18 protein-coding genes and 1 other RNA gene are annotated in these 17,136 nt (G+C 61.7%); 15 read left to right on the top strand and 4 right to left on the bottom strand.

What is annotated here, in order from left to right; genetic code table 11:
• Nucleotides 1–4 precede the first annotated feature (4 nt).
• From rpsI to MOP87_RS03470, 6 genes are all read left to right on the top strand, one after another.
• Nucleotides 5–397 (top strand): 30S ribosomal protein S9, encoded by a 393-nt coding sequence (gene rpsI / locus MOP87_RS03445; protein WP_003251821.1) that lies wholly within the window; start codon nucleotides 5–7, stop codon nucleotides 395–397.
• A 261-nt stretch (nucleotides 398–658) separates the two neighbouring features.
• Complete coding sequence (petA, locus tag MOP87_RS03450; RefSeq protein ID WP_023534417.1) at nucleotides 659–1,252, top strand: ubiquinol-cytochrome c reductase iron-sulfur subunit; 594 nt, start codon at nucleotides 659–661, stop codon at nucleotides 1,250–1,252.
• A complete protein-coding gene (locus MOP87_RS03455) occupies nucleotides 1,252–2,463 on the top strand; it encodes a cytochrome bc complex cytochrome b subunit (RefSeq protein WP_028687198.1) in 1,212 nt (403 codons plus the stop codon). Before petA ends, MOP87_RS03455 begins: the two co-directional genes overlap by 1 nt.
• Nucleotides 2,463–3,242: a cytochrome c1 gene (locus tag MOP87_RS03460; protein ID WP_027914471.1), complete on the top strand. Its 780-nt coding sequence runs from the start codon at nucleotides 2,463–2,465 to the stop codon at nucleotides 3,240–3,242. The genes MOP87_RS03455 and MOP87_RS03460 overlap by 1 nt, the downstream gene beginning before the upstream one ends.
• Before the next feature lie 118 nt (nucleotides 3,243–3,360).
• Complete coding sequence (locus tag MOP87_RS03465) at nucleotides 3,361–3,984, top strand: glutathione S-transferase N-terminal domain-containing protein (RefSeq protein WP_242810132.1); 624 nt, start codon at nucleotides 3,361–3,363, stop codon at nucleotides 3,982–3,984.
• A gap of 10 nt (nucleotides 3,985–3,994) precedes the next feature.
• Nucleotides 3,995–4,426 carry a ClpXP protease specificity-enhancing factor gene (locus MOP87_RS03470; RefSeq protein WP_027914473.1) on the top strand — a complete coding sequence of 144 codons (432 nt, stop codon included), beginning with the start codon at nucleotides 3,995–3,997 and terminating at the stop codon, nucleotides 4,424–4,426.
• Nucleotides 4,427–4,512: 86 nt separating this feature from the next.
• Here MOP87_RS03470 and MOP87_RS03475 read toward each other — a convergent pair whose 3' ends face one another.
• The 4 genes from MOP87_RS03475 to MOP87_RS03490 form a co-directional block, all read right to left on the bottom strand.
• Nucleotides 4,513–5,091 (bottom strand): BON domain-containing protein, encoded by a 579-nt coding sequence (locus tag MOP87_RS03475; RefSeq protein ID WP_027914474.1) that lies wholly within the window; start codon nucleotides 5,089–5,091, stop codon nucleotides 4,513–4,515.
• Nucleotides 5,088–5,681 (bottom strand): phosphoheptose isomerase, encoded by a 594-nt coding sequence (locus MOP87_RS03480; protein WP_012274070.1) that lies wholly within the window; start codon nucleotides 5,679–5,681, stop codon nucleotides 5,088–5,090. Before MOP87_RS03480 ends, MOP87_RS03475 begins: the two co-directional genes overlap by 4 nt.
• Nucleotides 5,682–5,767: 86 nt before the next feature.
• Entirely contained in the window at nucleotides 5,768–6,139 is a 372-nt protein-coding gene (locus MOP87_RS03485; RefSeq protein WP_027914475.1) for a YraN family protein, read from the bottom strand.
• Nucleotides 6,139–7,956, bottom strand: coding sequence for a penicillin-binding protein activator (locus MOP87_RS03490; RefSeq protein WP_110607138.1), 1,818 nt, complete (start codon nucleotides 7,954–7,956; stop codon nucleotides 6,139–6,141). The genes MOP87_RS03485 and MOP87_RS03490 overlap by 1 nt, the downstream gene beginning before the upstream one ends.
• Before the next feature lie 267 nt (nucleotides 7,957–8,223).
• Here MOP87_RS03490 and rsmI point away from each other — a divergent pair, with 267 nt between their 5' ends.
• The 9 genes from rsmI to mraY all read left to right on the top strand — a co-directional run bounded on the left by rsmI (nucleotide 8,224) and on the right by mraY (nucleotide 17,134).
• Nucleotides 8,224–9,018: a 16S rRNA (cytidine(1402)-2'-O)-methyltransferase gene (gene rsmI / locus MOP87_RS03495; protein WP_219857988.1), complete on the top strand. Its 795-nt coding sequence runs from the start codon at nucleotides 8,224–8,226 to the stop codon at nucleotides 9,016–9,018.
• A 67-nt stretch (nucleotides 9,019–9,085) separates the two neighbouring features.
• An RNA gene (gene rnpB, locus MOP87_RS03500) (RNase P RNA component class A) lies at nucleotides 9,086–9,459 on the top strand.
• 308 nt (nucleotides 9,460–9,767) lie between these two features.
• Complete coding sequence (mraZ, locus tag MOP87_RS03505) at nucleotides 9,768–10,223, top strand: division/cell wall cluster transcriptional repressor MraZ (RefSeq protein WP_023534344.1); 456 nt, start codon at nucleotides 9,768–9,770, stop codon at nucleotides 10,221–10,223.
• A 2-nt stretch (nucleotides 10,224–10,225) separates the two neighbouring features.
• Complete coding sequence (gene rsmH / locus MOP87_RS03510; RefSeq protein ID WP_173645897.1) at nucleotides 10,226–11,167, top strand: 16S rRNA (cytosine(1402)-N(4))-methyltransferase RsmH; 942 nt, start codon at nucleotides 10,226–10,228, stop codon at nucleotides 11,165–11,167.
• The gene (gene ftsL / locus MOP87_RS03515; RefSeq protein WP_023534348.1) at nucleotides 11,164–11,457 is read left to right on the top strand and encodes a cell division protein FtsL; all 294 of its coding nucleotides are present in this window, start codon (nucleotides 11,164–11,166) and stop codon (nucleotides 11,455–11,457) included. The genes rsmH and ftsL overlap by 4 nt, the downstream gene beginning before the upstream one ends.
• On the top strand, nucleotides 11,457–13,205 hold the full coding sequence (locus MOP87_RS03520; protein WP_161631443.1) for a penicillin-binding protein 2: 1,749 nt from the start codon (nucleotides 11,457–11,459) through the stop codon (nucleotides 13,203–13,205). Before ftsL ends, MOP87_RS03520 begins: the two co-directional genes overlap by 1 nt.
• On the top strand, nucleotides 13,205–14,692 hold the full coding sequence (locus tag MOP87_RS03525; RefSeq protein ID WP_049696497.1) for a UDP-N-acetylmuramoyl-L-alanyl-D-glutamate--2,6-diaminopimelate ligase: 1,488 nt from the start codon (nucleotides 13,205–13,207) through the stop codon (nucleotides 14,690–14,692). The genes MOP87_RS03520 and MOP87_RS03525 overlap by 1 nt, the downstream gene beginning before the upstream one ends.
• Nucleotides 14,685–16,052: a UDP-N-acetylmuramoyl-tripeptide--D-alanyl-D-alanine ligase gene (gene murF, locus MOP87_RS03530; protein WP_242810133.1), complete on the top strand. Its 1,368-nt coding sequence runs from the start codon at nucleotides 14,685–14,687 to the stop codon at nucleotides 16,050–16,052. Before MOP87_RS03525 ends, murF begins: the two co-directional genes overlap by 8 nt.
• On the top strand, nucleotides 16,052–17,134 hold the full coding sequence (gene mraY / locus MOP87_RS03535) for a phospho-N-acetylmuramoyl-pentapeptide-transferase (protein WP_015271711.1): 1,083 nt from the start codon (nucleotides 16,052–16,054) through the stop codon (nucleotides 17,132–17,134). The genes murF and mraY overlap by 1 nt, the downstream gene beginning before the upstream one ends.
• Nucleotides 17,135–17,136: the final 2 nt, after the last annotated feature.

Genomic DNA, 17,136 nt, shown 5'->3' on the forward strand with positions numbered 1-17,136 from the left:
CATTATGTCGGCGACTCAAAATTACGGCACTGGCCGTCGCAAGACCGCAACCGCTCGCGTATTCCTGCGTCCGGGTACTGGTAACATCTCCATCAACAACCGTTCTCTGGACGTGTTCTTCGGTCGCGAAACCGCTCGCATGGTTGTTCGCCAGCCGCTCGAGCTGACCGAAAGCGTTGAGAAATTCGACATCTACGTCACCGTTTCCGGTGGTGGTGTCAGCGGTCAGGCCGGTGCGATCCGTCACGGTATCACCCGCGCTCTGATGGAATACGACGAAACCCTGCGTGGCGCACTGCGTCGTGCTGGCTACGTCACCCGCGACGCTCGTGAAGTCGAGCGTAAGAAAGTGGGTCTGCGTAAAGCGCGTAAGCGTCCTCAGTACTCCAAGCGTTAATACCGCTTCGGCAGTCGAAAAAAGCCCGGTTCCTTGGAACCGGGCTTTTTTTTGCCTTGAATAATTCACCCGCTCGGCGGTGAGCGTCTTTCCCATAGACGTAGATCAAGCAAAGCGTGGGTAGTGGCCGTGCAGCCCGGTAATCACCTTGTCAGTGTGTGGTTTTGTTACTTACCATGGCGACCAATTTTTAGCGCCACTGACACAACCTAGGTACGAGCCTGGTTCAACAGGCCAAGCAAGCTGATGGGAGAGGACTGAATGAGCAATGACGGCGTCAACGCAGGCCGGCGCCGCTTCCTCGTAGCCGCGACATCCGTGGTCGGGGCAGCGGGAGCAGTGGGGGCTGCGGTACCGTTCGTGGGGTCATGGTTCCCCAGTGCCAAGGCGAAAGCTGCAGGTGCCCCGGTAAAGGTCAACATCGCCAAGGTCGAGCCAGGGCAGCAGATGGTTGCAGAATGGCGAGGGCAGCCTGTATTCATCGTGCGGCGAACGGCTGAGATCCTCGGCAATCTCAAGAAAATCACCGGCGAACTGTCAGACCCCGATTCCCAGGCATCGGACCAGCCGACCTACGTCGATCCGCAGGTACGCTCCATCAAGCCGGAGATCCTCGTGCTGGTTGGTCTGTGCACGCACCTGGGTTGCTCGCCGACGTTCCGCCCTGAAGTGGCCCCTGTCGACCTCGGACCCAAATGGGTCGGAGGTTATTTCTGCCCCTGCCATGGTTCCCACTACGACATGGCGGGGCGAGTGTACAAGTCGCAGCCGGCACCGCTGAACCTGCCGGTGCCGCCGCATGCCTACGAGTCCGACGAAATCATCGTCATCGGTATCGACCAGGAGAACGCATGATGAGCAAGTTCATGGACTGGATCGACGCGCGTTTCCCTGCCACCAAGATGTGGGAAGACCACCTCAGCAAGTACTACGCGCCCAAGAACTTCAATTTCCTGTACTTCTTCGGCTCTCTGGCCTTGCTGGTGCTGGTCAATCAGATCGTCACCGGGGTCTGGCTGACGATGAGTTTCACGCCTTCGGCCGAAGAGGCATTCGCCTCGGTCGAATACATCATGCGTGACGTGGAGTACGGCTGGATACTGCGCTACTTGCATTCGACGGGTGCGTCGGCCTTCTTCATCGTCGTCTACCTCCACATGTTCCGCGGCTTGCTGTATGGCTCCTACCAAAAGCCCCGGGAGCTGGTATGGCTGTTTGGTATGCTGATCTACCTGGCGCTGATGGCTGAGGCGTTCATGGGCTACCTGCTGCCATGGGGGCAGATGTCGTATTGGGGCGCACAGGTGATCATCTCCCTGTTCGGGGCCATTCCCGTCATCGGCGATGACATCACCCAGTGGATTCGCGGCGACTACCTGATTTCGGGCATCACGCTCAATCGCTTCTTCGCCCTGCACGTGGTGGCCTTGCCGATCGTCATTCTGGGCCTGGTGGTGCTGCACATCCTGGCCTTGCACGAAGTCGGCTCGAACAACCCTGACGGCATCGACATCAAGAAGCACAAGGACGAAAACGGTATCCCGCTGGACGGCATTCCGTTCCACCCGTACTACACCGTCAAGGATATCGTCGGGGTGGTCGTGTTCCTGTTCGTGTTCTGCGCCGTGGTGTTCTTCTTCCCGGAAATGGGCGGATACTTCCTGGAAAAACCCAACTTCGAACAGGCCAACGCCTTCAAGACCCCTGAGCACATCGCGCCGGTGTGGTACTTCACGCCGTTCTACGCCATCTTGCGCGCCGTACCGGACAAACTGATGGGCGTGATCGCCATGGGCGCTGCCATTGCCGTGCTGTTCGTGCTGCCCTGGCTGGACCGCAGCCCCGTTCGCTCCATGCGCTACAAGGGCTGGATAAGCAAACTCTTCCTGCTGGTGTTCTGCGTCGCCTTCATCGTCCTCGGCGTGCTGGGGGTACTGGCGCCGACGCCTGGGCGTACCTTGCTGTCGCAGGTGTGCACGTTCCTGTACTTCGCCTACTTCCTGCTGATGCCGTTCTACACAAGGCTCGAGAAGACCAAACCGGTTCCGGAAAGGGTGACTGGCTGATGAAAAAGTTGATTGCTGTAATTCTCCTGGCAGTGATGCCTGCATTCACCCTTGCTGCAGAGCATGGCGTGGAACTGGACAAGGTCGATATCGACCTGAGCGACAAGGCGGCGATGCAGGACGGTGCGCGCACGTTCGCCAACTACTGCATGGGTTGCCACAGTGCCAAGTTTCAGCGCTATGAGCGTGTGGCCGATGACCTGGGCATACCCCACGATGTGATGCTTGAGAACCTGGTGTTCACCGGGGCAAAGATTGGCGACCACATGCAGATTGGCATGAAGCCCAGCGATGCCAAGACCTGGTTCGGTGCCGCGCCGCCCGACCTTACCCTGGTGGCGCGGGTCAGGGGTGCCGACTGGCTGTACAGCTACCTGCGCAGTTTCTACGAGGACCCATCGCGGCCCTACGGCGTGAACAACAAGGTCTTCCCCAACGTCGGCATGCCGAACGTGCTGGTTGGCCTGCAGGGAAACCAGGTGATCGGCTGCAAGCAGGTGCAGACGGTGGTGGATGGCAAAAAACAATTTGACCCATTGACCGGCACGCCGTTGACCCATGAAGCCTGCGATCAGCTGACCATTACGCCGAATTCCGGTACCCTGACCACCGAGCAGTTCGACGAGAAGGTCAAGAACCTGGTGACCTTCCTGGCCTATTCGGCCAACCCGGTCAAACTGGAAAGTCAGCGCATTGGTACTTACGTATTGCTGTACCTGGCTTTCTTCTTCGTATTCGCCTATTTGCTCAAGCGTGAATACTGGAAGGACGTGCACTGATCACGCAGTAACCTCTGGTTGTTGAACGCGCCTGTGGCGCACTGGCAGTTATGCCAGTGCGCCACAGGCGCGTTTTCATTTACAGTTTTTACAAGCATCCCTCGAGAGGAGGCGCTACATGGGCGTAACCAATGGGTTAGCCTGCTATTCCGACCCTGCCGATCAATACTCGCATCGGGTTCGCCTTGTGTTGGCCGAAAAGGCCGTTGACGCGCACATCATCGACGTCGATACCGGCAAGATCCCGCCGCGGCTCGCCGAACTGAACCCGTATGGCAGCGTGCCGACCTTGGTGGATCGGGATTTGGTTCTGTACGAGTCGACCGTGATCATGGAATACCTGGAGGAGCGCTATCCGCACCCTCCGCTGATGCCGGTCTATCCGGTCGGGCGTGGCAATAGCCGGTTGCTGATGCACCGTATCCAGCGAGACTGGTGCAGCCTGGCCGATCAGATTCTCGACCCACGCACCCGCGAGGCTGCCCGTGCAGAGGCTCGCAAGGCACTGCGCGAAAGCCTGACCGGTGTCTCGCCGCTGTTTGCCGAGTTCGCCTGTTTCATGAGCGATGAGCAAAGCCTGGTCGATTGCTGTCTACTGCCCATACTCTGGCGTCTGCCGATGATGGGTATCGAATTGCCGCGGCAAGCCAAGCCGCTGCTGGATTACATGGAGCGACAGTTCGCCCGGGAATCACTCCAGGCAAGCCTGTCGTCCGTTGAACGCGAAATGCGCACGCTTTGAGGAGCTGTTGATGAACTCCAGTCGCCCCTATCTGGTTCGAGCACTGTACGAGTGGATCGTCGACAACGATTGCACACCCCATATGTTGGTCAATGCCGAGTACCCGAAAGTACAGGTGCCGGACGGTTTCGCCAGTGATGGCCAGATCGTCCTGAATGTGTCGCCAAGCGCTGTGCGCAGTTTGCACATGGACAATGACGCCGTCAGCTTCGAAGGCCGTTTTGGCGGTGTGCCCCATTCATTGTTCGTGCCCATTGGCGCGGTGCTGGGTATCTATGCCCGCGAGAATGGACAGGGCATGGTCTTCGAGTTGGAGTCTTCGATGATGGAGGACGACGAGATCGAGGACGATCAGGAGCAGCCTGATGATGATGGGCCGCCAGAAGGCGGCGGGCAGCCTCCGCGCCCAAGCGGGCGGCCAAGTTTGAAAGTGGTGAAATAAAAAAAGGCGATCCGCAAGGATCGCCTTTTTAGCCTGGGCAATAGACGAGGTGCGCGCTGGTCCGCGCTGCCTGCGGGCTCACGTGTTCAGTCGATGTACTCGAACAGTTTCACGATCTTCTGCACGCCAGACACGCTCTGCACGACGGCAGTGGCGGCATTGGCCTCCTGCTGGGTGACGAGGCCCAACAAGTACACGATGCCATTCTCGGTGATCACTTTGATCCGCGAGCTGGGTACTGCTGTATCGGTCAGCATCTGGGTCTTGATCTTGGTGGTCAACCACGCGTCGTTGTTGCGTGCCAGGATGGAGGAGGGCTGCATGACCTGCAGTTCGTTATGCACCTTCTTGACGCGCTGGACCTGGCTGGCCGTCTGTTCGGCAAGGCTCTTGAGTTCGGCGCGTGGTGTCTGGCCAGCCAAGAGCACGATGCCGTTGTAGCTGCTGACGACGATGTGCGAGCCCTTGTCCAGGTCTGGGCTGGCCTTGGCGATATTCACCGAGGCCTTGGTCTCGATCAGTGAGTCGTCGATCTTGCTGCCAATGGTACGAGTGCCTCGGTCATCCTCGATGGGCGAATTACGAGCAGAGTTGAGTACCGAACTGCAGCCGGTGACGCTCAGGCACAAGGTCAAGGCCACAAGGCCAATGCGCATAGGGGTCATTCTTCACTCCCGAACAGTTGGCTGTCGATCAGATCGCACAGGCAATGGATCGCCAGCAGGTGGACTTCCTGGATGCGAGCGGTCACCGTCGAGGGTACCCGAATCTCGACGTCCTCTGGCAGCAAGAGCGAGGCCATGCCCCCGCCGTCGCGGCCGGTCAATGCTACGACAATCATTTCGCGGTCATGTGCGGCCTGGATGGCCTGGATGACGTTGGCGGAATTGCCGCTGGTAGAGATGGCCAGCAGAACATCCCCAGGTTGGCCCAGGGCGCGGATCTGCTTGGAAAATACCTCGTTGTAACTGTAGTCGTTGGCAATCGAGGTCAGGGTCGAGCTGTCGGTGGTCAGCGCGATCGCTGGCAGGCTGGGGCGTTCGCGCTCGAAGCGGTTGAGCAGCTCCGAGGAGAAATGCTGCGCATCGCCGGCCGAGCCGCCATTGCCACACGCGAGCATCTTGCCCTCGTTGAGCAGTGCGTTGACCATGACCAGGCTGGCCTGCTCGATGTGCGGTGCCAGGATGTCCATTGCCTGTTGCTTGGTATCGATGCTGGCCTGGAACAGCCGGCGGATTCGGGATTGCATGTCCATCTGGTGACCTTAAATGGGGCGGAGGCCGGCGCGGCACGCGACGGTAATCAGCCCGCGAAACATAGAGCAAAAAGAACGGAGTGGGTTCAGCATTCGAAGGCGTTTTTCAACCATTCGAGCGGCTTGCCAGCATGATGGCTGCCTTGCAGGGCAACCACGTCGAAGCGGCAAGGACAGTTGCCCCATTGAGGCTTCTGATGCAGGAACAGGCTGGCGGCAAGCACCAGCCGCTTCTGCTTACGCTGATCGATACTGCCGAGGGCGCCACCGAAGCGTGCGTGCAACCGATAGCGGACTTCGACGAATACTACTGTATCGGCGTCGAGCATGACCAGATCAAGCTCGCCTCCTTTGCATCGCCAGTTGCGGGCAATCAGCTTGAGGCCATGCCCTTGAAGGTACTCAAGGGCCTGGTTTTCCGCCGCTTGCCCGGCATGGCTTGGCGAGGCAGGGGGCATCAACGGGGCGTGTCGGGGAGGCGCTTGACCTGGCCACTGGCAAACTCTGCCCACGGCAGCTGACGCTCAACACGTTGGCTGGCATTGATGCCCAGGTTGCCAGACAGGCCCTGGATACGGCTGTCAGGCAGGGCCTTGAGCTGCCCGAGGCGCGGGGCCAGGCTGTAGGCGTCCACCCCCATGGCATACAGGCGTCCCAGGCTGCCGGCAGCTTGCGGCCATTGCTGTACCACCTGCTGGCGGAGGCTGTTGCTGCTGTCGAGCAACCATGGGGTTTCACAGAAACGGATGCCGTTCATGTCGTTGTACTGGTTCACATCGCCGCTGGCGCTGTACAGGTTGGAGGTGGCATAGACCGGCACATCACCTGCGTACTGGAAGTTCAGGGTCGGCTTGATTTGCTGTGCCTGCTGTGGGGTGGCGGCGAGGAACAGGAAGTCGATGTCCTGGCGACGCGCGGGCTGGGCAGCGATGCTGCCGCCCACGGTGCTTTGCACGCTCTTGGCGCGACCTTCGCTTTGGCGCAGCTGGAACAGGTCGGCAATCTGCTGGGCCAGTGCCACGGGCTGGGCAATACGCTCTGCAGCCAGCAATGTGCCGCCGTTGCTCTCCCAGTCCTGACGGAACGCGGCCAGTACACGGTCGCCCCATTCCCCGCTCGGCACCATGGCAACGGCACGGACCATGCCGTCTGCGCGCGCCCTGCGGGACACCTCGCGGGCTTCGTCCTCGGCGGCAAGGCCAAATTGGAACAGTTGAGGCGGCGCTTTCTGACCGGCGTCGGCGTAGTTCAGTGCCAAGGTTGTGATCGGAAGCTGCGGTTTGGCAGCCAGTTGCTTGACCAGCGGTTTTTCCAGCGGGCCAATGACAAGCTGCACGCCATCGGCCTGGGCCTGGCGGTAGAAGTCGTCCAGCGACCCTAGGCGGGAGCTGTCGACCATCTGCACGGACGGGGCAGGCTGCCCGGATTGCTGGGCCTGGAAGTGGGCAGCCATGAAGCCGTCACGCAGCGCACGCGCCACGCCAGCCAATGGGCCTTCCTGGGGAAGTAGCAGGGCGATGCGCGTCAGAGGCTGGCTAGCCAGCTCCTTGAGCTTGGTCAGAGCGGTTGGCAACTGTTTCGCGGCAGGATGATCCGGGTGCTGTTTGACCCAGTCGTCGATCGCTGCCTGTTGCTGTTCCAAGGTACCAGCGCCCTTGACGGTCAGGGCCAGGCTGGACCAGCCTGCCAGGACAGGATCGCTGGTGGGCTGTTGCAGTTGCTCGTTCGACAGCGAGGCGACCAGTGACCAGATGGCATCGTGGTTGGCGCTGGCAGCTTGCCCGCTGAGCAGCGGTGCCAACAGCACGCGCTGCTGGGCGGCGGCCATGGCCTGCCCGTCGGCCTCCAGGGCGGCGGCGTGTACCGAATAGGTACGCACTTGCTGTTGCGCAGGCAATTCGGGCACGTGCTGCAGGCTGGGGTGCTGCAATGCGCTCAGGGCCGCCTTGGGTTGATTGCGGCTCATGGCAAGTTCGGCCGCCAGCGTAACGGCGAATACCTGCTGGGCTGGCTTGAGCGTCTCTACCTGGACTTGTTCGAGAATGCGTGCGGCGCGCGGGAAGTCCTTTTGCTGGTAGGCCATGTCTGCGGCGCTCAGGCGCAGCAGTGCGGCATCTTCGGCAGACTTGCTGGAGGTCGCCCTTTCGAGCAACTGCTCGATGCTGGCATCCGGCGTACGGGGGAGCTCGCCAAGGCTGGATGAGGGCGAACTGGCGCAAGCTGCCAGCAGGGCAGCGAGACAGAAGGCTGTGAGCAGCCGCAGGCAGGCGATCATGTAATTGTCCTGTTACTCGATCAAGTTGGCTGGCGATTGTACCCAAGCGCTGGCTGGGGCGCGATGTCGCCGTGTGAAAGCATCACTATAGGCCTGCTGCCGCGCAGCGGCGTTCAACTTCTTTGCGCGCTGTTGCGGGTGCTCGGGCTACAATGCCCGCTTTGATTTCAATCGCAGGTGCGTGCAGTGACTGATGTGGCCGGGGCTTCGACCGCCCCCGTGGGAACGCTTTATGTGGTGGCAACACCTATCGGCAATCTTGACGACATGAGTGCCAGGGCGCTGAAGGTGCTGGCAGGCGTGTCCCTGATTGCTGCCGAGGACACGCGCCATTCGATCCGCCTGCTTCAACACTTCGGCATCGACACTCCGCTGGCCGCCTGTCACGAACATAACGAGCGGGACGAGGGGGGGCGCTTTCTGACCCGGCTATTGGCCGGCGACGATGTGGCGCTGGTGTCTGACGCAGGCACCCCGTTGATTTCGGATCCGGGTTATCACCTGGTCCGGCAGGCTCGCAGTGCAGGCGTACCCGTGGTGCCGGTACCTGGCGCCTGTGCCTTGATCGCCGCACTGTCGGCGGCAGGCTTGCCTTCGGATCGTTTCATCTTCGAAGGTTTCCTGCCGGCCAAGGCAGCGGGGCGCCGCGCCCGTCTGGAGCAGGTCAAGGAGGAGCCGCGTACCTTGATCTTCTATGAGGCGCCGCATCGCATTCTGGAGTGCCTGGACGACATGCAGGCAGTGTTTGGCGCAGATCGCCCAGCGGTGCTGGCGCGTGAAATCACCAAAACGTTTGAAACCCTCAAGGGCCTGCCTTTGTCCGAGTTGCATGCGTTCGTGGCCGGCGACAGCAATCAGCAGCGGGGTGAATGCGTGGTATTGGTAGGCGGCTGGAGCGCCCCGGAAGGCGAGCAGGGGATTGGCACCGAGGCGCAGCGGGTACTTGACCTGCTGCTGGCCGAGCTTCCGCTCAAGCGGGCCGCGGCGCTGGCGTCGGAAATAACGGGCGTACGCAAGAACCTGCTGTATCAAGTTGCGCTGGAAAAGCAGAAAGAGCAGTAGTGGCTAATTGATATATGTGGCGGTAACGCTTGTTCTTGGCAGCATCTGCCGGTACTCTTTGCGCCGGAGAGTCGATCGGACAGTCGCTGCCCGTTTAAGTTCCACCGCATTGCGGTGTCGCTGGCGGGGGGAGGAAAGTCCGGGCTCCGCAGGGCAGAGTGCCAGGTAACGCCTGGGAGGCGCGAGCCTACGGAAAGTGCCACAGAAAACAACCGCCTAAGCACTTCGGTGCCGGTAAGGGTGAAAAGGTGCGGTAAGAGCGCACCGCACGGCTGGCAACAGTCCGTGGCTAGGTAAACCCCACTCGGAGCAAGACCAAATAGGGTTCCATCAGGCGTGGCCCGCGTCGGAACCGGGTAGGTTGCTAGAGGCGTCCAGTGATGGCCGTCGTAGAGGAATGACTGTCCTCGACAAAACCCGGCTTACAGATCGACTCTCCACCTTTTCCTTCCTGCTTGAATCGATAGCAGATCTCATCTGGTAATGCCGAAAAAATCTTACTCTTGATAAATCACTTTAAGTTCGGCCCGCATCGGGTTGTGCGCGTTTGATTTCTCAAGTCTTTTTATTCCCCAGATAGTCTTTCCACATTCCTTTAACGCGCTAAATCTCGGTCATGTAAGGCTTTTCCTTCCGAACGTGCCTTGACGGTGCTGCGGGCGGATTCCTATAGTGTGCGCAAGTGGCAGAAAGTGGGATGAAGTGGGTTTTCTGACACAAAAAAGCTAATATTGTGGGGAATCGCAGCCGTGTTTCGCGGAGCCAATGCCGTCAGTCTCGATGCCAAGGGCCGTCTCGCCATGCCGAGCCGGTATCGTGACGAGCTCGATTCGCGTTGCAACGGGCAGCTGATCGTGACCATCGATGCTGTCGATCCCTGTTTGTGCGTCTACCCGCTCGATGAGTGGGAGCAAATTGAAGCCAAGTTGCGAGCCTTGCCGTCGCTTCGTGAGGAAAACCGCCGCCTGCAGCGCTTGCTGATCGGTAACGCGGTCGACCTTGAGCTTGATGGCAGTGGTCGCTTCCTGGTGCCGCCCCGCTTGCGTGAGTACGCCCGGCTGGACAAGAAGGCGATGCTGGTGGGGCAACTGAACAAATTCCAGCTGTGGGATGAGGAAGCCTGGAACACGGTTTCGGCAGCCGACCTCGCAGCTATCCAACAACCGGGCGCCATGCCCGACGAATTGCGTGACCTGATCCTGTGACCATAGATAGCGGCTTCAACCACATTACCGTCCTGCTCGACGAAGCTGTCGAGGCACTGGCCTTGCGCGCCGACGGTTGCTATCTGGACGGCACCTTTGGCCGTGGCGGACACAGTCGGTTGATTCTCAGCAGGCTCGGCCCACAAGGGCAGCTACTGGGCTTTGATAAAGATCCACAAGCGATTGCCACAGGGCAAGCGCTGGCGGCCGAAGACGGCCGCTTTGTCATTGTGCAGCGCAGCTTTGCCGAGCTGGGTGCAGAAGTGGCCGAACGCGGCCTGCACGGCAAGGTGAGCGGGATACTGATGGACCTGGGTGTGTCCTCACCCCAGCTCGACGACCCGGAACGTGGCTTCAGCTTTCTCAACGACGGGCCGCTGGACATGCGCATGAATCCCGATCAGGGCATCAGCGCCGCCGAATTCATTGCCACCGCGCCGGTCGAGGAAATCGCCCGCGTGTTCAAGGAGTATGGCGAGGAGCGCTTTGCCGGCCGTATGGCCCGTGCCGTCGTCGAGCGCCGTGAAAAGCAGCCGTTCACCCGCACCGGTGACCTTGCCGAGGTTCTCAAGGTAGCCAACCCTGCGTGGGAGAAGGGCAAGAACCCTGCCACCCGCGCGTTCCAGGGCCTGCGTATCCATGTCAACAACGAACTCGGTGACCTGGAAACCGGGCTGCAAGCGGCTATCGACGCGCTGGAGGTTGGCGGTCGCCTGGCCGTGATCAGCTTCCACTCGCTCGAAGACCGGATCGTCAAGCTGTTCATGCGCAAACTGGCCAAGGGCGAAGCTGACAACCTGCCGCGCAACCTGCCCGTGCAGCACAAGGTGTTCGAGCCCAAGATCAAGCTGATCGGTAAAGCCCAGTTCGCCTCCGATGCAGAGCTCAAGGCCAACCCCCGCTCACGCAGTGCGGTGATGCGTGTTGCGGAGAAATTGCGGTGAGCAAGTTGTTCGCCAAACCTCTGCCGGGCGGCAGCTTCCTCATGCTCATGCTGTTCGTCGGCGTGCTGGGCTCGGCCATTGCCGTGTCGTATAGCGCGCACTGGAACCGGCAATTGCTCAATACCCTGTACGGGGAGCTGAATGAGCGGGACAAGGCCCAGGCCGAATGGGGCCGGTTGATTCTGGAGCAAAGCACCTGGACGGCGGCCAGCCGCATCGAAAACCTGGCCACCGAGCAGCTCAAGATGCGTGTGCCAGCCGCTGACGAAGTGCGGATGGTGGCGCCATGATGAAGCTCGAAGGCGCACTCTACCCCTGGCGGTTCCGCGTAGTCGTTGGCCTGCTGGCGCTGATGGTCGGCGCCATTTGCTGGCGCATCATCGACCTGCAGGTCGTCGACCGCGATTTCCTCAAGGGGCAGGGCGATGCGCGCAGCCTGCGTCACATTCCTATCCCTGCGCACCGTGGCTTGATCACAGACCGCAATGGCGAGCCACTGGCGGTCAGTACGCCGGTCACCACCCTGTGGGCCAACCCCAAGGAAATGCAGGCTTCGCGCGATCGCTGGCCGCAGTTGGCAACCGCCCTTGGGCAGAATCCACAGCAGCTCACCGAGCGCCTGACTCAGCAGGCCAACAAGGAATTCATCTACCTGGTCCGTGGCCTGACGCCCGAGCAGGGGCAGCACGTGCTGGACCTGAAGGTACCGGGCGTCTATGGGCTGGAAGAGTTCCGCCGCTTCTACCCTGCCGGTGACGTGACCGCCCACATGGTCGGTTTCACCGACCTGGATGATCACGGTCGCGAGGGCGTCGAGCTGGCCTATGACGAGTGGCTGGCCGGTGTGCCGGGCAAGCGGCAGGTGATCAAGGACCGGCGCGGTCGCCTGATCAAGGACATCCAGGTCACCAAGAACGCCAAGGCAGGGAAGACCTTGGCGTTGTCGATTGACCTGCGCCTTCAGTACCTGGCTACCCGCGAACTGCGTAACGCCATCGCCGAGCAGGACGCCAAGGCCGGTAGCCTGGTGATCATGGACGTCAAGACCGGTGAGGTTCTGGCGATGGTCAACCAGCCTACCTACAACCCTAACAACCGCCGCAGCATGTTCCCGGCGGCCATGCGCAACCGGGCCATCATCGACGTGTTCGAGCCTGGTTCCACGGTCAAGCCCATTTCGATGAGTGCCGCACTGGAAAGTGGCCGCTGGAAGCCCACCGACAAGGTCGAGGTTTACCCGGGCAGCTTGCAGATCGGTCGCTACACCATCAAGGACGTGTCCCGAAGCGAAGGTCCGATCCTCGACCTGACCGGCATTCTGATCAACTCCAGTAACGTGGGCATGAGCAAGATCGCCTTCGATATCGGCGGCGAAGCCATCTACCGGGTCATGTCTCAGGTCGGGCTGGGTCAGTACACCGGCCTGGGTTTCCCGGGTGAGCGCGTCGGCAACCTGCCCAACCACCGGGAATGGCGCAAGGCCGAAACAGCCACGCTGTCGTACGGCTACGGCGTTTCGGTCACCGCCCTGCAGCTGGTGCATGCTTATGCAGCCTTGGCCAACGACGGCAAGATGGTGCCGCTGTCGATCCTCAAGGTGGACAAGGCGCCCGAGGCCGTCCAGGCGATTCCCAAGGATACCGCAGAGACCGTGCAGGGCATGCTCCAGCAAGTGATCGAGGCGCCGCGCGGCGTATTCCGTGCCCAGGTGCCGTTCTATCACGTGGCCGGCAAGTCCGGTACCGCGCGTAAAGCCACGGTGGGCTCCAAGGGCTACACCGAAAATGCCTATCGCTCGCTGTTCGCAGGCTTCGGTCCGATGAGCGATCCGCGTTATGCGATCGTCGTGGTGATCGACGAGCCCGGCAAAGGCGGGTACTTCGGCGGTCTGGTATCGGCACCTGTGTTCAGCAAGGTCATGTCCGGCACCCTTCGGTTGATGAACGTGCCGCCAGACAACCTGCCGCCCCCTGCGCCGGCAGCGCCGGCAAGCCAATCGCAAGTCAATGCAGCAGCTGCCAACGGAGGGCGTGGATAATGACAATGCCATTGAGCAAGCTCTTCGCCCATGCCAGCCGCGATCCGCTGATTCGTGAACTGACCCTCGACAGCCGCAACGTGCGCCCAGGCGACCTGTTCCTGGCGGTGCCTGGGGCCAAGGTCGACGGCCGCGAGCATATCGCCGACGCGCTGGCCCGTGGCGCTGCCGCCGTGGCTTACGAGGAACAGGGCGCCACGGTGCTGCCGCTGACCGATGTACCGCTGATTCCAGTCAAAGGCCTGATCGCCCAGCTGTCGGACATCGCCGGGCGCTTCTATGGCGAGCCCAGCCGCCAATTGAACCTGGTGGGCGTGACCGGCACCAACGGCAAGACCAGCGTTACCCAACTGGTGGCACAGGCGCTCGATCTATTGGGCCAGCGTTGCGGCCTGGTGGGTACCCTGGGGACGGGTTTCTACGGCGAGCTGAAAAGCGGCCGCCTGACCACGCCTGACCCGATCGCCGTGCAGTCGACCCTGTATGACTTGAAAAAACAAGGCGCCAAGGCCGTGGCCATGGAAGTGTCCTCCCATGCCCTGGAACAGGGGCGTGTAGCGGCCCTGGCGTTCGACATCGCGGTGATGACCAACCTGTCCCGTGACCACCTCGACTACCACGGCAGCATGCAGGCCTACGAAGCGGCCAAGGCCAAGCTGTTTGCCTGGCCAAGCCTGCGCTGCCAGGTGGTCAATCTGGACGACGACTTCGGTCAACGCCTTGCTGACGCCTACGCTCGCAAGCCGATGGCCGATCGCATCGATACCCGGCTGATCAGCTACAGCCTGGAGCACCCCGACGCCTCGCTGTATTGCCCCGAGGCCACGTTCGACGACGATGGCGTCTGCGCCACCCTCGTCACCGCCCAGGGCGAGCGCACGTTGCGCACGCAGCTGCTGGGTCGCTTCAACCTGAGCAACGTATTGGCGGCCGTGGCGACCTTGCTGGCATTGGATTACGCGCTGGACGAGATCCTCAAGGTCATGCCGCAGCTGCACGGCCCTGTTGGCCGCATGCAACGCCTGGGCGGCGGCGAAAAGCCCCTGGTGGTGGTCGATTACGCGCACACGCCCGATGCCCTGGAAAAAGTGCTCCAGGCCCTGCGCCCTCATGCCCACGGGCAACTGCTGTGCCTGTTCGGCTGTGGCGGCGACCGTGACCGGGGCAAGCGCCCGCTGATGGCAGAAGTGGCCGAGCGCCTGGCCGACCGGGTGCTGGTGACCGACGACAACCCGCGGACCGAAGACCCGATGCGCATATTCGACGATATTCGTCCCGGCTTTACGGCGCCGACCGAGGTGGCGTTCGTGCCCGGTCGCGGCGAGGCCATCGCCCAGCTGATCGCCGGTGCCCGCGCCGCCGACGTCATCGTGCTGGCCGGCAAGGGACATGAGGATTATCAGGAAATCAACGCGCAGCGGCATGCGTTTTCCGATTTGACCGAGGCCGAAAAGGCACTCGCAGCCTGGGAGGCCCCCAATGCTTGAGGCGATGACGCTCAGCCAGGTGAGCTCCACCTTGCACGGCCGCCTGACCGGCGCCGATGCTCGCTTCGATGGCGTCAGCATCGACAGCCGCAGCGTCGCGCCGGGGCAGCTTTTCGTTGCCCTGACCGGCCCGCGCTTCGACGGCCATGACTACCTGGCAGACGTCAAGGCCAAGGGCGCCGTGGCGGCGCTGGTAGAGCGCGAAGTGCAAGGCTTCGACCTGCCGCAATTGGTGGTCGCCGATTGCCGCCTGGCCCTTGGCCAGCTTGGAGCACTCAACCGGGCCGCCTTCGACAAGCCCGTGGTGGCCATTACCGGGTCCAGCGGCAAGACCACGGTCAAGGAAATGCTCGCCAGCATTTTGCGCACGCGCGGCCTGGTGCATGCCACACGAGGCAACCTGAACAATGACCTGGGCGCGCCCCTGACCTTGTTGGAAATTGCCCCCGAGCATAGCGCCGCCGTCATCGAGCTGGGCGCCTCGCGCATCGGCGAGATTCGCTACACCGTGGGCCTGACTCAGCCTCAGGTGGTGATCATCAATAATGCCGGCACCGCGCACGTGGGTGAATTCGGCGGCCCGGACAAGATCGTCGAGGCCAAGGGCGAAATCCTCGAAGGGCTGGGTGAGGGCGGTACAGCCATTCTCAACCTGGCCGACAAGGCCTTCGACACCTGGCGCACGCGTGCTGGCGATCACCGGGTCGTGAGCTTTGCGCTCGACGATCCCCGTGCCGATTTCCATGCCAGTGGCATTGGCCGTGATCCCCGCGGTTGCCCGTCCTTAACCCTGCACGGGGCCGGCGAGCAGGTGCAGGTGCAACTCAACGTGCTGGGCGTGCACAACGTCAGCAACGCCCTGGCCGCCGCCGCCGCTGCCCATGCCGTGGGCATCAGCCTGCAGGGTATTGCCGCAGGCCTGGCTGCGGTTCAGCCGGTCAAGGGCCGCACCGTGGCGCAGGTCACCCCGCGCGGTGCTCGTGTGATCGATGACAGTTACAACGCAAATCCCACCTCCATGTGTGCCGCCATTGATATACTCGCCGGCTTTTCCGGACGCACCGTCCTGGTGCTTGGAGAAATCGGCGAGCTGGGTCAGTGGGCGCAGGAAGGTCACCGTCAGGTGGGTGACTACGCACGCGGCAAGGTCGACGCCTTGTATGCGGTGGGTGCCAACATGGCGCACGCCGTCGAGGCGTTCGGGACCCATGGCCACCATTACGCTACGCAGGCCGCGCTGATCGAAGCAGTCAGTGCCGAAAATGCCAGCGATACCACTATCTTGATCAAGGGCTCGCGCAGCGCTGCGATGGAAAACGTCGTGGCTGCACTGTGCGGTGCCAGCGGGGAGAAACATTAATGCTGCTGCTGTTGGCCGAGTATCTGCAACAGTTCCACAAAGGCTTCGCGGTCTTCCAGTACCTCTCCCTGCGCGGGATTCTCGGGGTGCTTACCGCGTTGTCGCTGGCGCTGTGGCTGGGGCCGTGGATGATCCGTACGCTGCAAATTCGCCAGATCGGCCAGGCCGTGCGCAATGACGGGCCGCAGTCGCACCTGTCCAAGTCCGGTACGCCGACCATGGGCGGGGCGTTGATCCTGTCTGCCATCGCCGTCAGTACCTTGCTGTGGGCCGACCTGACCAACCGATATGTCTGGGTGGTGCTGATCGTCACCCTGGCCTTCGGTGCCATCGGCTGGGTCGACGACTACCGCAAGGTCATCGAGAAGAACTCCCGTGGCCTGCCAAGTCGCTGGAAGTACTTCTGGCAGTCGGTGTTCGGCCTGGCTGCGGCGGTGTTCCTCTACAAGACCGCCCCGACCAGTGTCGAGACCACCCTGATACTGCCGTTCATCAAGGACGTCACCATTCCCCTGGGCATCGGTTTCGTGGTGCTGACCTATTTCGTCATCGTCGGCTCCAGCAACGCCGTGAACCTGACCGATGGCCTGGATGGCCTAGCCATCATGCCGACCGTGATGGTCGGCGGGGCGCTGGGCATCTTCTGCTACCTGTCGGGCAACGTGAAGTTCGCCGAGTACCTGTTGATCCCGTACGTGCCCGGCTCCGGTGAGCTGATCGTGTTCTGCGGCGCACTGATCGGTGCTGGCCTCGGCTTTCTGTGGTTCAACACCTACCCGGCACAAGTGTTCATGGGCGATGTGGGGGCATTGGCGCTGGGCGCGGCGCTGGGCACCATCGCCGTGATCGTGCGCCAGGAGATCGTGCTGTTCATCATGGGCGGCGTGTTCGTGATGGAAACCCTGTCCGTGGTCATCCAGGTCGCTTCGTTCAAGCTGACCGGCAAGCGCGTGTTCCGCATGGCGCCGATTCACCACCACTTTGAACTCAAGGGCTGGCCAGAGCCACGCGTGATCGTCCGATTCTGGATCATCACCGTGATCCTGGTGCTGATTGGCCTTGCCACCCTGAAACTGAGGTAGAT

The sequence above is a fragment of the Pseudomonas sp. I3-I5 genome, assembly GCF_022699445.1.
Taxonomy (GTDB): Bacteria; Pseudomonadota; Gammaproteobacteria; order Pseudomonadales; family Pseudomonadaceae; genus Aquipseudomonas; species Aquipseudomonas fulva.